The organism is Mesorhizobium sp. AR07, assembly GCF_024746815.1.
Classification (GTDB): Bacteria; Pseudomonadota; Alphaproteobacteria; order Rhizobiales; family Rhizobiaceae; genus Mesorhizobium.
On the sequence record NZ_CP080525.1, the window covers coordinates 4,183,439 to 4,197,852 of the forward strand.

Annotated in this window: 15 protein-coding genes; 4 read left to right on the forward strand and 11 right to left on the reverse strand. The window is 62.5% G+C overall.

Features of this window, described 5'->3' with window-relative positions; translation table 11 throughout:
* Positions 1-5: 5 nt before the first annotated feature.
* From BPNPMPFG_RS21305 to BPNPMPFG_RS21345, 9 genes are all read right to left on the reverse strand, one after another.
* Positions 6-2,993, reverse strand: a complete 2,988-nt coding sequence (locus tag BPNPMPFG_RS21305) for a 2-oxoglutarate dehydrogenase E1 component (protein ID WP_258590639.1) — start codon at positions 2,991-2,993, stop codon at positions 6-8.
* Positions 2,994-3,124: 131 nt separating this feature from the next.
* Positions 3,125-4,027 (reverse strand): succinate--CoA ligase subunit alpha, encoded by a 903-nt coding sequence (gene sucD / locus BPNPMPFG_RS21310; RefSeq protein WP_258590640.1) that lies wholly within the window; start codon positions 4,025-4,027, stop codon positions 3,125-3,127.
* 17 nt (positions 4,028-4,044) lie between these two features.
* Positions 4,045-4,464, reverse strand: a complete 420-nt coding sequence (locus BPNPMPFG_RS21315; protein WP_258590641.1) for a PIN domain-containing protein — start codon at positions 4,462-4,464, stop codon at positions 4,045-4,047.
* Positions 4,454-4,684, reverse strand: a complete 231-nt coding sequence (locus BPNPMPFG_RS21320; protein WP_258590642.1) for a hypothetical protein — start codon at positions 4,682-4,684, stop codon at positions 4,454-4,456. Before BPNPMPFG_RS21320 ends, BPNPMPFG_RS21315 begins: the two co-directional genes overlap by 11 nt.
* A 60-nt stretch (positions 4,685-4,744) precedes the next feature.
* Positions 4,745-5,116 carry a cupin domain-containing protein gene (locus BPNPMPFG_RS21325; protein ID WP_258590643.1) on the reverse strand — a complete coding sequence of 124 codons (372 nt, stop codon included), beginning with the start codon at positions 5,114-5,116 and terminating at the stop codon, positions 4,745-4,747.
* 18 nt (positions 5,117-5,134) lie between these two features.
* Positions 5,135-5,518 carry a hypothetical protein gene (locus BPNPMPFG_RS21330; RefSeq protein ID WP_258590644.1) on the reverse strand — a complete coding sequence of 128 codons (384 nt, stop codon included), beginning with the start codon at positions 5,516-5,518 and terminating at the stop codon, positions 5,135-5,137.
* A 12-nt stretch (positions 5,519-5,530) separates the two neighbouring features.
* Positions 5,531-6,724 (reverse strand): ADP-forming succinate--CoA ligase subunit beta, encoded by a 1,194-nt coding sequence (sucC, locus tag BPNPMPFG_RS21335; RefSeq protein WP_258590645.1) that lies wholly within the window; start codon positions 6,722-6,724, stop codon positions 5,531-5,533.
* Between the two features lie 16 nt (positions 6,725-6,740).
* Complete coding sequence (gene mdh / locus BPNPMPFG_RS21340) at positions 6,741-7,709, reverse strand: malate dehydrogenase (RefSeq protein WP_258590646.1); 969 nt, start codon at positions 7,707-7,709, stop codon at positions 6,741-6,743.
* Positions 7,710-8,053: 344 nt separating this feature from the next.
* Positions 8,054-8,695 (reverse strand): TetR/AcrR family transcriptional regulator, encoded by a 642-nt coding sequence (locus BPNPMPFG_RS21345; RefSeq protein WP_258590647.1) that lies wholly within the window; start codon positions 8,693-8,695, stop codon positions 8,054-8,056.
* 192 nt (positions 8,696-8,887) lie between these two features.
* On the opposite strand from BPNPMPFG_RS21345, the gene BPNPMPFG_RS21350 reads away from it, so the two are divergent.
* Positions 8,888-10,084, forward strand: coding sequence for a TCR/Tet family MFS transporter (locus BPNPMPFG_RS21350; protein ID WP_258590648.1), 1,197 nt, complete (start codon positions 8,888-8,890; stop codon positions 10,082-10,084).
* Between the two features lie 118 nt (positions 10,085-10,202).
* Positions 10,203-10,541 carry a hypothetical protein gene (locus BPNPMPFG_RS21355; RefSeq protein ID WP_258590649.1) on the forward strand — a complete coding sequence of 113 codons (339 nt, stop codon included), beginning with the start codon at positions 10,203-10,205 and terminating at the stop codon, positions 10,539-10,541.
* A 3-nt stretch (positions 10,542-10,544) separates the two neighbouring features.
* Here the strand turns inward: BPNPMPFG_RS21355 and zapE are convergent, their stop codons facing one another.
* Complete coding sequence (gene zapE / locus BPNPMPFG_RS21360) at positions 10,545-11,768, reverse strand: cell division protein ZapE (protein WP_258590650.1); 1,224 nt, start codon at positions 11,766-11,768, stop codon at positions 10,545-10,547.
* Positions 11,769-11,857: 89 nt separating this feature from the next.
* Positions 11,858-12,400: a protease inhibitor Inh/omp19 family protein gene (locus tag BPNPMPFG_RS21365; RefSeq protein ID WP_258590651.1), complete on the reverse strand. Its 543-nt coding sequence runs from the start codon at positions 12,398-12,400 to the stop codon at positions 11,858-11,860.
* 238 nt (positions 12,401-12,638) lie between these two features.
* On the opposite strand from BPNPMPFG_RS21365, the gene BPNPMPFG_RS21370 reads away from it, so the two are divergent.
* Both BPNPMPFG_RS21370 and BPNPMPFG_RS21375 read left to right on the forward strand, forming a co-directional pair.
* On the forward strand, positions 12,639-13,679 hold the full coding sequence (locus tag BPNPMPFG_RS21370) for an MBL fold metallo-hydrolase (RefSeq protein ID WP_258590652.1): 1,041 nt from the start codon (positions 12,639-12,641) through the stop codon (positions 13,677-13,679).
* A 77-nt stretch (positions 13,680-13,756) separates the two neighbouring features.
* A complete protein-coding gene (locus BPNPMPFG_RS21375) occupies positions 13,757-14,323 on the forward strand; it encodes a hypothetical protein (protein WP_258590653.1) in 567 nt (188 codons plus the stop codon).
* Positions 14,324-14,414: the final 91 nt, after the last annotated feature.

A 14,414-nucleotide genomic window follows, 5' to 3' on the forward strand; every position in this document is an offset into this window, starting at 1 on the left:
CTTTTCTATTCACCGAGCGCGTCTTCGAGCAGGGCGGCGAGCTGGGCAAGGTGCTTCGACATCAGTCCGGTCGCCGGCGAGGCGGCCGCCGGGCGGCCGGTGTAGCGCACCCGCTGATGCTTGGCGTCGATATGCGCCAGCACCCATTCCAGATACGGGTCGATGAACGACCAGGCGCCCATGTTCTTGGGCTCCTCCTGGCACCACACCATCTCCGCATTGCGGAAGCGCGACAGTTCGGTGATCAGCGCCTTGGCGGGGAACGGGTAGAGCTGCTCGACGCGCAGCAAATAGATGTCGTTGATGCCACGCTTCTCGCGCTCCTCGTAGAGGTCGTAATAGACCTTGCCCGAGCACAGCACGACGCGGCGGATCTTCGAATCCTTGGTGAGCTTGATCGCCTGGTTGGGCAGCAGCTGGGCATCGTCCCACAAAAGCCGGTGGAACGAGCTTTCGCCGGAGATTTCCGGCAGCGTCGACACCGCCCGCTTGTGGCGCAGCAGCGACTTCGGCGTCATCAGGATCAGCGGCTTGCGGAAGTCGCGCTTCAGCTGCCGGCGCAATATGTGGAAGTAGTTGGCCGGTGTCGTGCAGTTGGCCACTTGCATGTTGTCTTCGGCGCAAAGCTGCAGGAAGCGTTCGAGCCGGGCCGAGGAATGTTCCGGACCCTGGCCTTCATAGCCATGCGGCAAGAGACACACGAGGCCCGACATTCTGAGCCATTTGCGCTCGCCCGACGAGATGAACTGGTCGAACACCACCTGGGCGCCGTTGGCGAAGTCGCCGAACTGCGCTTCCCACAGCGTCAGCGCCTTCGGTTCGGCAAGGCTGTAGCCATATTCGAAGCCCAGCACCGCCTCTTCCGACAGCATCGAGTTGATGACTTCGTAGCCGGCCTGTGCCGCCGACAGATTGTTGAGCGGGATGTAGCGGGTCTCGTCGCGCTGGTCGTAGAGCACGGAATGGCGCTGCGAGAAGGTGCCGCGTTCGGAATCCTGCCCCGACAGGCGGATCGGATTGCCGTCGAGCAGGATGGCGCCGAAGGCCAGCGCCTCGGCGGTCGACCAGTCGATGCCTTCGCCGGACTCGATCGCCTGACGGCGGTTCTCGAGGAAACGGATGATCGTCTTGTGCGCCTCGAAATCCTTCGGCACCTCGGTCAGCTTCTTGCCGATTTCCTTCAGCGTCTTGACCGGCACGGCGGTCTTGCCGCGCCGCTGTTCGTCCTGGTTGTCGGCGGTACGCAGGCCCGACCAGGCGCCGTCCAGCCAGTCGGCCTTGTTGGGCTTGTAGTGCTGGCCGACTTCCCACTCGGATTCCAGATGCGCCCGCCAGTCGGCCTTCAGCTTGTCGAGCTCGGCCTGGGTGATGTGGCCCTCGGCGATCAGCCGCTCGCCGTAGATCTGCACCGTCGTCTTGTGGGTGCGGATGTTGCGGTACATGATCGGCTGGGTGAAGGCCGGTTCGTCGCCTTCATTGTGGCCGAAGCGGCGGTAGCAGAACATGTCGACCACAACAGGCTTGTGGAACTTCATGCGGAATTCGATCGCCACCTTGGTGGCATGGACCACGGCTTCCGGGTCGTCGCCATTGACGTGGAAGATCGGCGCCTCGATCATCTTGGCGACGTCGGACGGATAGGGCGACGAGCGCGAGAAGCGCGGATTGGTGGTGAAGCCGATCTGGTTGTTGATGATGAAATGCAGCGTGCCGGCGACGCGGTGGCCGCGCAGTCCCGACAGGCCGAGGATTTCGGCGATCACGCCCTGGCCGGCGAAGGCGGCGTCGCCGTGCAGCAGCAGCGGCAGCACCTTGGCGCGCTCTTCCAGCGGCACGATCTCCTCGCGGCTGCGGCCGAACAGATAGTCCTGCTTGGCGCGCGCCTTGCCCATCACCACCGGATCGACGATTTCCAGATGCGAGGGATTGGCGGTCAGCGACAGATGCACCTTGTTGCCGTCGAACTCGCGGTCCGACGAGGCGCCGAGATGGTACTTGACGTCGCCCGAGCCCTCGACCTCGTCGGGTGCGGCCGAACCGCCCTTGAACTCGTGGAAGATGGCGCGGTGCGGCTTGGCCATCACCTGGGAGAGCACGTTCAGCCGGCCGCGATGCGCCATGCCGAGCACGATCTCCTTCATGCCGAGCTGGCCGCCGCGCTTGACGATCTGCTCCAGCGCCGGGATCAGCGCTTCGCTGCCATCGAGGCCGAAGCGCTTGGTGCCCTTGTACTTGACGTCGATGAACTGCTCGAAGCCTTCCGCCTCGACCAGCTTCTGCAGGATCGCCTTCTTGCCGGTGGCGGTGAAGGTGATCTCCTTGTCGGCGCCCTCGATGCGCGCCTGGATCCAGGCCTTTTCCTCAGGATCGGAAATATGCATGAACTCGACGCCGAGCGTCGAGCAATAGGTGCGCGTCAGGATCTCCAGCATCTGCCGGATGCTGCCGAATTCGAGCCCCAGCACATTGTCGAGGAAGATCGGCCGGTCGTAATCGGCTGATGTGAAGCCGTAATTCTCCGGCGACAACTCGTTGTAGTCCTCGAGCGGCTTGGCGATGCCGAGCGGGTCGAGATTGGCGTGCAGATGGCCGCGCATGCGGTAGGCGCGGATCATCATGATGGCGCGCACGGAATCGCGCGTCGCCTGGTGCACATCGGCATCGGAAAGAACGATGCCGTTGGTGACCGCTCTGTCCTTGACCTTCTTCTCGATGGTCTTCTCGACGATGCCCCAGTTGCCGTCGAGCGCCGACACCAGTTCGCCATTGGCTTGCAGCGGCCAGGAGGGCTTCGCCCATGAGGCGCCCTTGGCGTTCTTGCGCACATCGCCGGCGTCGTCCTTCAGCCCGGCGAAGAACTCCTGCCATTCGGGATTGACCGAGGCTGGATCGTCCTCATAGGCGGCATAGAGCGCGTCGATATAATCTGCGTTGCCGCCATAGAGGAAAGAGGTGAGCGAAAATTGGTCGTTGGCCTGATCTTGTCTTGCCATTTTTGTCCGCGGAGCCTGGCTCCGTCTCCTTGTCAGAGCGAATAGTGAGTAGCGAATAGCGAGTAGGGATTTGCCCAAGTCGCACCGTTACTCTGTTCATCCCTATTCGCTATTCACTACTCGCTACTCACTTAACCCTTGATCGCCTCGACCAGCGTCGTGCCGAGTCGGGCCGGCGACGGCGAAACTTTTATCCCGGCCGATTCCATCGCCGCGATCTTGTCCTCGGCGCCGCCCTTGCCGCCGGAGATGACCGCGCCCGCGTGGCCCATGGTGCGGCCGGCCGGCGCCGTGCGCCCGGCGATGAAGCCGGCCATCGGCTTGCTTCGGCCACGCTTGGCTTCGTCCTTGAGGAACTGCGCGGCGTCTTCCTCGGCCGAACCGCCGATCTCGCCGATCATGATGATCGACTTGGTCTCGTCATCGGCGAGGAACATCTCGAGCACGTCGATGAATTCGGTGCCCTTGACGGGGTCGCCGCCAATCCCGACGGCGGTGGTCTGGCCGAGGCCGACATTGGTGGTCTGGAACACCGCCTCATAGGTAAGCGTTCCCGAGCGCGAAACAACGCCGACCGAGCCCTTGCGGAAGATGTTTCCGGGCATGATGCCGATCTTGCATTCGTTGGGGGTGAGCACGCCCGGGCAGTTCGGCCCGATCAGCCGAGAGGTCGAGCGATCGAGCCTGGCCTTGACCTTGATCATGTCCATCACCGGTATGCCTTCGGTGATACAGATGATCAGCGGGATCTCGGCCTCGATCGCTTCGAGGATCGCTTCGGCGGCGCCCGCCGGCGGCACATAAACGACGGAGGCGTTGGCGCCGGTCTTTTCCTTGCCCTCGGCGACGGTGGCGAAGATCGGCAGGCTCTCGCCCTTCGAGCCGGTCCAGGTCTCGCCGCCCTTCTTGGGGTGGATGCCGCCCACCATCTTGGTGCCGTGATAGGCCAGCGCCTGTTCGGTGTGGAACGTGCCGGTCTTGCCGGTCAGGCCCTGCACCAGCACCTTGGTGTTCTTGTCGACGAGAATGGACATTTTTTTTACCGACCTGATCAATGAGTGCGGAAAGGGTTGATGGCGACCACGGAGCCATAAGCCTGCCCGTGATTGAGGTCTTCGGTGTAAAGGGTCTTGACGCCAAGTCTCTCGGCGGCGGCGATGATTGCGCCATCCCAGTAGGAAATCTGGTAGCGCTGCGCGTTCTCGATGCCGCGCATGACAACCGCGCTGTCCAAATCCTGGCAGGGCTTCATGGAGATCGTGGCGACCCATTCAGCCGCCTTCACCGGTGCCAGTGTGACATCGGCTCGTTTGGTTACGTTCACATAGAACTCCTGCAGCACCTGTGCGGAGGTCGAATAGTCTTCCTTGGCGATCAACTCCACGGCACGCTCGTACTTCGCGCGCTCGGATTTGTGTCCGATCGCGGCATAGACGAGAATGTTCGTGTCGAGGAAGCATTCAGCGATCATAGAGAGCTTCCCGGTTCCACTTCTTGCTGCCCATGTCTCCAGCCGCCTCGCGGGCAAGCCGCAGAAGCGCTTCTCGTGCTTCGTCCTTGGCATGCCGCTTCGCTGCGACTGCTGCGAAAAACTCCCGCACCATCCCGTTGACGGTGGTTCGCTGTTCAGCGGCTGTCAGCTTGACCTGCTCAAGGATCTCATCCTCGACCGCCAGCGTGATGTTCTTCATGTCTCTTTCTCCTGCAAATTCCACACAGTATATGTGTAACTGTGTGGAATTTACAAAGTCCTACAGCCGCTTCAGGTCAGCGACCGTGAGGTCGCTCTTGGCGTTGCCGGTGTTGAGCGTCGTTGCCGGCTCGAACATCAGCACCACCGGTTCTTTGCTGAGCGAGCGCGGCCGGTGCTCGACGCCGTGCGGCACGACGATGAAGTCGCCCTCGCCAAGCTCGACCGGACCGTCGCGAAAATCGATGGCAATGCGGCCGCGCAGCACAAGGAAGGCTTCATCCTCATTGTCATGCGCGTGCCAGTCGAAGACCTCGCCGAATTTGGCGACCTTCGCCTGGCTGTCGTTCACGTCTCCGGCGATATGCGGATCGAAGACTTTCTTGATCTTCTGATCCGCCGCTTCGACCAGGTTTATCTTGTGCGGAGGCACAGCTTCATTCCTTCTCCGTCAACGGGCATCTGCAGCATGCTGTTCATCGATCTCGTCACGCAAGAAACGATCGGGGGTATGTCCGAGAACATTCTCTTTGCCATACATCCAACGCCTCATTTTCATCGCAGGTTCGAGCGGGCTCTTTCCTGCTCCGACGACAACGTACCATTCACGTCCAGTCTCATCTGACACCTGATAGAGCCAGAAACGCCGCTCATTCTCGGTTCGCTCCGCGACTACGCCCTGCACTTTGTAATGCATCGGCTTTTCGTCCAGCATCCAATGATAGTGGCACCGCCAAAGGTACTGTTCGATTTCTTCGACCGAAAAGGGGCAGTGGTCAGGCAACTGATCAAGACTCTGAACCTCTTCTTCCCAGTGGAGGGGGAAGCTAGACAACCTCCTGATCCCTCAGCCCTTCACCGCCGCCACGATCTTCTTGGCCGCATCGTCGAGATCGTCTGCCGACACCACGTTCAGGCCGCTGTCGTTGATGATCTTCTTGCCAAGCTCGGCATTGGTGCCTTCCAGGCGCACCACCAGCGGCACCTTCAGTCCGACTTCCTTGACCGCGGCGATCACGCCCTCGGCGATGATGTCGCACTTCATGATGCCGCCGAAGATGTTGATCAGGATGCCCTTGACCGCCGGATCCTTGGTGATGATCTTGAACGCCGCCGTCACTTTCTCCTTCGACGCGCCACCGCCGACATCGAGAAAGTTGGCGGGTTCGGCGCCATAGAGCTTGATGATGTCCATCGTCGCCATGGCGAGGCCGGCGCCGTTGACCATGCAGCCGATATTGCCATCGAGCGCGACATAGGCGAGGTCGTATTTCGACGCCTCGATCTCCTTCTCGTCTTCTTCGGTGGTGTCGCGCAATTCCAGCACGTCGGGATGACGAAACAGCGCGTTGTTGTCGAACGACACCTTTGCGTCGAGCACGCGCAGCCGGCCGTTCTTCATGACGATCAGCGGATTGACCTCAAGCAGGCTCATGTCCTTCTCGACGAAGGCCTTGTAGAGGATCGGGAACAGCGTATCGCCGTCCTTGGCGGCGTCGCCGTCGAGCTTCAGCGCGCCGTTGAGCGCCTTCAGATCGGCTGGTGTGACGCCCTTTTCCGGGTCGATGGCAACGGTGATAATCTTTTCCGGCGTGTCATGCGCGACCGCTTCGATGTCCATGCCGCCTTCGGTCGAGACGACGAAGGCAACGCGGCCGACCGAGCGGTCGACCAGGATCGACAGATAGAGCTCGCGCTCGATGTCGGCGCCGTCCTCGATATAGAGGCGGTTGACCTGCTTGCCGGCCGGGCCGGTCTGCTTGGTGACCAGCGTGTGGCCGAGCATCTCGTTGGCGTTGGCGACGACCTCGGCAACCGACTTCGACAGCCTGACGCCACCCTTGGCGTCGGGGCCTAACTCCTTGAACTTGCCCTTGCCGCGGCCGCCGGCATGGATCTGGCTCTTCACCACATAGAGCGGGCCGGGCAGCGCCTTGGCGGCGGCTTCCGCCTCGCTCGCCTTGAACACCGGCACGCCTTCGGCCACCGGCGCGCCGAACGTCTTCAGCAGCGCCTTGCCTTGATATTCATGGATGTTCATCTGGATCGTCTCCGGTTCACTTGCTCGCGAGCGGCGGCGCGATCTTGACGCAGGCCTCGGTCAGGCCCTGCACCGTCGCCACCGAAGCGTCGAACATCTTCTGCTCGCTCTTGTTGAGGTCGATCTCGATGATGCGCTCGACGCCGCCGGCGCCGATCACCACGGGAACGCCGACATAGGTGTTCTTGACGCCGTACTGGCCGGAAAGGTGCGCCGCACATGGCAGCACACGCTTCTTGTCCTTGAGATAGGCTTCCGCCATCGAGATCGCCGAGGCGGCCGGCGCATAATAGGCCGAGCCGGTCTTGAGCAGGCCGACGATCTCGGCACCGCCGTCGCGGGTGCGCTGCACGATCTGGTCAAGCTTTTCCTTCGAGGTCCAGCCCATCTTAATCAGGTCGGGCAGCGGGATGCCGGCGACCGTCGAATAGCGGATCATCGGCACCATGGAATCGCCGTGGCCGCCGAGCACGAAGGCGGTGACGTCCTCGACCGAGACCTTGAACTCCTCGGCCAGGAAATAGCGGAAGCGCGAACTGTCGAGCACGCCGGCCATGCCGACGACATGGCTCTTGGGCAGGCCGGAAAACTTCTGCAGCGCCCAGACCATGGCGTCGAGCGGGTTGGTGATGCAGATGACGAATGCCTTCGGCGCGTATTTCTTCAGGCCGGCACCGACCTGTTCCATGACCTTCAGATTGATGCCGAGCAGGTCGTCGCGGCTCATGCCCGGCTTGCGCGGCACGCCGGCGGTGACGATGCAGACGTCGGCGCCCTCGATGCCGGCATAGTCGTTGACGCCGGTGAGACGGCTGTCGAACCCATCGACCGGCGACGACTGCGCGATATCGAGCCCCTTGCCTTGCGGAATGCCCTCGGCGATATCGAACAGCACGACGTCGCCGAGATCCTTGAGGCCGATCATGTGGGCGAGCGTGCCGCCGATCATGCCAGAGCCGATAAGCGCTATCTTGTTGCGTGCCATGTCAGGATGTTTTCCCTTTGTCAGTGACGGCGCCCAAATCTTTGGTGACTTGGTTGACGGCGTCGAGGAAGAGGCCGGAATGCTGCGGGGAACCGCGAATTTTCGCCGCACCCAATAGCCCCGGCGCAAGATAAATTCAAACGATTATTTTGAGCCTAGCATTTTCAATCGGTTAGAGTGATTGGGACTTACGTAAACGTCAAAGTTTATAAGCCGACTTGGGTGAATTTACACAATGAACGTGGAAATCAGAAGGCTGTTCCCGGGTGATGACGCCCTTGTGATGCGGGCCGCCGAGGATGTGTTCGAGGCCGTAGTAACCTTGTCGGGCCGGCGTTGATTGCTCAGGCGTAAGGCGTGCCTGCCATTGCAGCTTTCAGGCCGATGCTTCCCTTGTCGACAACAGCGAGGAAGGCGGCTTTCGCCTGTTCTGTATCCCGGCTCTGTCGGAAGGTCCGGTGCGCCTGAAGGAAGGCCACGGTCCACATCGCCAACAGCAGGCCGGCCGCCAGCTCGGCGTCGCGATCGGTCGGTTCGCGCCCGGCGCTTTCGCAAAGGGCCACCGTCAGCACTTGCGCGAGCTCGTCACGTATCGCCCTCGCCCGAGCCTTCAGGGTCTCGCTGCCCTCGATCGTCCTTATCAGGCCTTGCTGGCTCCGAGCCGAGAATTCGACGACGGGGCTCCGTTCCGCAACCAGCCGATGAGCGAGCCGGCGTAGCGCCTCGATCGGAGCAACGCCGGGGTCGCGTCGCCGAAGGGCTTCGCGCAGCAGCTCGCGGCCCTCTTCGTCGCGATCGAAGAACATGTCCTCCTTGCGGGGAAAGTGGTTGAACACCGTCATCCGTCCGACGTCGGCGGCTTCGGCGATCTCGTCCACCGTCACATGATCGAAGCCCCGCTCGGAGAAAAGGCGCGTGGCGGCATCGGAAATGCCCTGCCGCGTGGCGAGGCGCTTACGGGATCTGCGGTCGGATGGCATCGGCATGTGCTCCCGATACCACGCTTTGTGTACTGAGTACATATTTGTATTGACACATCGCGGCTGATCGCTCACATAGTGTACTAAGTACATATTGGAATGCAGTACATTAAACACTGAAGCGTGAAGGCTCGGTCGGACCGGACCTTCATCCAGCTGACATCTGGTGGCGTGCGCGTTCCCCTGGAGCCGACAATCATGAACAGACCCCTTATCGTTATCTTCGCCGCGATCTGCCTCGATGCCGTCGGCATAGGCCTCATCTTTCCTATCCTCCCGCGACTCCTCGAGGAGGTGACGCACAGCCAGAACATCACGCCCTACATCGGCATAATGACCGCGCTCTATGCGGTCACGCAGTTCGTCTTCGCACCCGCGCTCGGCGCTTTGAGCGACACTCTCGGCAGGCGTCCCGTGCTGCTCATTTCGCTCGGCGGAGCGGCGATCAACTATGTCGTCATGGCGTTCGCGCCGCAGCTTTGGATGCTGTTTCTCGGCCGCGCCATCGCTGGGCTGACCAGCGCCAATGTTTCCGTGGCAATGGCCTACATCACCGACATTTCGCCGCCGGACAAGCGAGCCCGTCGCTTCGGCCTGTTCAACGCCATGTTTGGCGCCGGCTTCATTATCGGGCCTGTTCTCGGTGGGCTGCTGGGCGACCACTGGCTGCGGCTGCCTTTCATCGCCGCCGCCGTGCTGAACGCCTGCAATCTCCTGCTGGCTTTGTTCATCCTGCCGGAGTCTCGTACACCGACCCGCCGGAAGATCGATCTGGCCGCGCTCAACCCGCTTCGACCCCTGCGTTGGGCGTTCTCGATGCAGGGGCTCGCGCCCATCATCCTCGTGTTTTTCATCCTCGGCGCCACCGGAGAGGCCTATGGCACCTGCTGGGCGTTGTGGGGCATCGACACGTTCCGGTGGAATGGCCTCTGGATCGGCCTGTCGCTGGGCGCTTTCGGTGTCTGCCAGACGCTGGTGCAGGCCCTCTTGCCCGGCCCCGCCACCAAGCTGCTCGGTGAACGCTGGGCCGTTGTCGCAGGCATCGCCTGTGCCTGCATCGCTCTTGTCGCCATGGCGTTCGCCAACCAGGGCTGGATGGTGTTCGCCATCATGCCGATCTTCGCCCTCGCCGGCATCGGCGCACCTGCATTCCAGGCCTTCGTCACCCGGCAGGTCGATCCGGCCAGCCAGGGCCAGCTCCAAGGCGTGCTGGCATCGGCTGTCAGCCTGGCCTCCATCGTCGCGCCGCTGGCTTTCTCGACAGTCTATTTTGTCGTCCAGAAACGGTGGCCCGGAGCCATCTGGCTCTCGGTGATCGTCATCTATGCAATCGCGGTTCCGCTGGTTTTTCTCAGCACCCGGACCGCCCGCTCCACGCAGCCCGCGAGCCCATAGTGCAAAGCCTCGAGGGATACGAGATTCGGTGGCCAAGCCGTTCGTGGTGTATGTTTACAAGCTCTCGACCACGGCCGGTGGGTACCCGCTTTGCGGCCAGGAGAACAAGGAGTTAGCCATGACCGAAACAGAACCGCTCATCCTGCGTCGCTGGTCGTCCGTCATCCGCACACAGGATCGCGCTGCCTATGCCGCCTATGTCGCGAGGACAGGGGGCCTTGACTACGCGGCCACTGCCGGCAACCGCGGCTTCCAGATGCTTATGCGCGATCGTGGCGACGGATCGACGGAGATCGTCACGCTGAGCTGGTGGACATCGATGGACGCCGTGCGAGGCTTTGCCGGCGATGCACCGGAACTGGCCCGCTACTATCCGGAAGACGATCGCTACCTGCTGGAGAAATCCGAATTCGTCGATCACTACACGGTTGTTGCCGGAACTTTGCCATCCGCTTGAGACTCAGGCCGTAGCGACAGGAGGCTCGCCGTGCCGGCCTTCCGGCTTCTTTGTCTGATCCTTGACCTTCTGCCGTTCCGCCCAGTCCTCCAGCCAGTCGCGGCTTTGCATCTCGATCAGCCGTGATGCCGTGCGCTCGAATTCGAAGACCTCGACGCCGCGCTTGGCCACATAAAGCTGCGGCGGCGCGGCTTCGGCGCTGACCACCAGCCGCACATGATGATCGTAGAGCGTGTCGATCAGCAGAATGAAGCGCTTGGCCTCGTTGCGCTTGCCTTCGCCGAGCACCGGGATGTGATCGATGAAGACGGTCGAGAAGTGGCGGGCTATCGCCAGGAAATCGCGGGCCCCGAGCGGCTTTTCGCAGAGATCGGCAAAGGAAAACCGCGCCGCGTCGCCGGCAGCGGCCGGCACGAGCACTTGCCGGCCCTTCAGCGTCAGCGAGGTCTCCACCGTCGGCGCACCGCGCGTCATGGCCTGCCACGCCCCGTCGAGCATCTGGTCGGCCGCCGCATCGGCCGGCGTAACATAGACGGGCGTGCGGGCGAGCTTTTCCAGCCGGTAGTCCTTGTCGGCGTCGAGCGCCAGCACCCGCGTCTGCCGCTCGAGGATGCCGATGAACGGCAGGAAAAGCTGGCGGTTCAGGCCCTCGCCATAGAGATTTTCCGGCGCCACGTTCGAGGTGGCGACCAGCGCCACACCGCTGGCGAACAGCGCCGAAAACAGCCGCGACAGGATCATCGCATCGGCGATATCGGTGACCGAGAATTCGTCGAAGCACAGCACCCAGGCCTGTTCGGCCAAGGCCTTGGCCACCGGCGGGATCGGGTCGTCCTCCTTGACCGTACCGTCCTTGCGCGCCTGCCGGTGCTTCTGGATACGGTCCTGCACGTCGGCCATGAAATCGTTGAAATGGACGCGACGCTTGCGCCGCACCGGCAGCAATTCGAAGAACATGTCCATCAGCATGGTCTTGCCGCGGCCGACTCCGCCATGGATGTAAAGGCCCTTGACCGCCTCATGCGTCTCGCGCTTGCGGGCAAACAGCCAGCCCAGCGCGCTGGACTTGTGTGCCAGCCGCTTGGCCGAGATCTCGTCGGTCAGCCGGTCGAGCGCGGCGGCGGTCCGTTCCTGCGCCGGATCGCGTTCGATCGCGCCGGTTTCCACCAGATGGTCGTAGCGCTGCCTGACGGTCGCATGGGTCTGGAGGCCGTCACGCAGATGCATCGGTCACGTCGTTCTGGAGCAATTCCAGGAAAAGTGTGTAGCGGTTTTCCCTAGGAATTGCGTAAAAAACAAATAAGGGGCGGGTCAGCCTATCTTGTAAGCGAAATCGGCTGGCCGTTGGAAGTCTGGCCGTCGAATTTCGAGCCGCTCGATGAATAGAGCCGCGCCAGCGTGCCGCCATTCTCGTCATAGAGCGTCAGTTGCTTGCCGGCGACGTTCCACGACTTGATGCCGTCGATCGGCGCCGGGCAGTGCAGCGGTCCGGCACGGAAGCCGGCGCCGAATTTGGTTTGCGGCGTCGCCACCTTGCAGCTCTGGCCCGAAACACTGGCGTTCCAGACACCGGCGACGCTGGCCGCGGTCAGATCGGCAGCACCTGCCGGCGCCGAGCCGTCTGACGGTGGTGCCGAAGCGACCTGCGTATTCGCGGGCGCGGTCGGGAATTGCGACGGGTCGGCGGCGCCCGGTGCTGCCGGCGGCGGCAGCTGGTTGGCGGTCACCTTGCCGGCCGGGGCCGGCTGCAGCGGCGCCGGCTGCTGGTCATCCATCGACGAGAACCGTGAGGTCGAACAGCCGCTCGCAACGAGCACCGCCAGCGATACGGCCACCAGGCCGCTTTTCGAAAAAGTCATTCCAACCTCCGTCGGATTCGGCTGGGGGGAAGCCGTCCGCGCAATCTCACCTCCACCAAGATGGAGAAGGTGGCGAAATTTCAACCCGATATGGTTAAAATACGGTTTGCGGCAACATTTGTTGCAAATTTATCGCAATCACGACGCACGGCCACCTGCCGTTTGATCCTCGGCAATCCGATCGGCCGCTTCCTTGACATTTGGCCGGCAAACGCTTGCGCCGGCCGGCACAGAGCCTATGTCTGGGAAACGTGACCTGCTGGAGCGCAAGAATTTGGCCGCGAGAAGGAAAGCCGCCAATCGATACTACAGTGGCCCGCCCAGCGATCATTTCGACGGCACATTGTTCTTCAACCCCGACGGCCAGCCACCTGGCCGCTTCGCCGACCTGCTGAAATGGCGGTTGAGCGGCAAGCGCTCGAAATGGCCGGCAACCAATCCGAGCCCTTTCCCGCCGGCAAAACCGGCGACAGGGGTCGAAGGCGCCGCGCTGACGGTGACCATGGTCGGCCATTCCACCTTGCTGATCCAGACGGCCGGCCTCAACATCCTCACCGATCCGGTCTGGTCGCAGCGCGCCTCGCCGCTCCCCTTTGTCGGGCCAAAACGCGTCAACCCGCCGGGCATTGCCTTCGCCGACCTGCCACCGATCGACCTCGTGCTGGTCAGCCACAATCATTACGACCATCTCGACCTCGCCACGCTGAAGCGGCTGAAGGCCAGCCACGACCCGCTGGTGATCACCCCGCTGGGCAATGATGTGCTCATTGGCGATGCCGTTCCCGGCCTGCTTCTGTCGGCGCATGACTGGGGCGACAGGGTCGACATCGGCAACGGCGTCGCCGTCCATGTCGAGCCGGTGCATCATTGGTCGGCGCGCGGCGCCGGCGACCGGCGCATGGCGCTGTGGGCCGGCTTCGTCATCGAGACGCCGGGCGGCAAACTCTACTTCGCCGGTGACACCGGCTTCCACGGCGGCACCAACTACCGGCTGATGGCTGAAAAGCATGGCGGCTTCCGCTTCGCCATCCTGCCGATCGGCGCCTACGAGCCGCGCTGGTTCATGGCGCCGCAGCACCAGAACCCGGAGGAAGCCGTGCAAGGCATGAAACTGTGCAACGCCGCCTATGCGGCCGGCTGCCACTGGGGCACCTTTCAGCTCACCGACGAGCCGATTGACGAGCCGGTCCGCAAATTGTCCGAGGCGCTTGACGATCAAGGCATCCCAAGAGAGCGCTTTCGCGCCTTGCGGCCCGGCGAGGTCTGGGACATACGCTGAGGCGAGCCGTGGACCGTCGATTGCCCCGCAGCGGTTTTCGCCCAATATGGCGTTTCAAGGAAACGGAGTCGCGTCTTATGAAATCAATCCTGGCAGTCCTGCTCGCTATGGGTATCTCCACGTCGGCCGCCTTTGCCGGAGACGTCGCCGATCGCGCGGCGGAGGCGGAAAAGCTGCTGCAGTCGGGCGACGGCGCCGGCGCGCTGGACAAGTTCCGCAGCGCCGAGGAAGCCTTTTGGCAAGCGATGCCGCTTGCCGTCCAGAACGTCAAGCAGGTCGACACGGCCACCGGCTTCGGCATTTACAAAGAGCGTGCCAATCACATCTACAAGCCCGGCGAGAAGGTCGCGCTCTACATGGAGCCGGTCGGCTATGGCTATGGCTCGGACGGCCTCGGCAATAGCCAGATCGCGCTTTCCGTCGACCTCACCGTGCTTTCCGACTCGGGCGACGCCCTGGGCACATTCGAGAAGATTGGCAGCGTTCAAGTCGCCTCCCGCTCGCACAACCGCGAACTGTTCTTCAAGCTCGACTTGTCGCTCGATGGCCTGCCGCCCGGCAAATACCGCTGCAACTTCCTCATGCATGACCAGAATTCGACCAAGACGGCACCCTTCACCACCGATATCGAGATCGCCGGCTAGATCCAGTTATCAGCCTCGTAAGGGGGCTGCGCACTGGTAATTCCTGCCCGTTTCCGCCATATAGCGGCAAACGGACACGGAATTTCCGGAG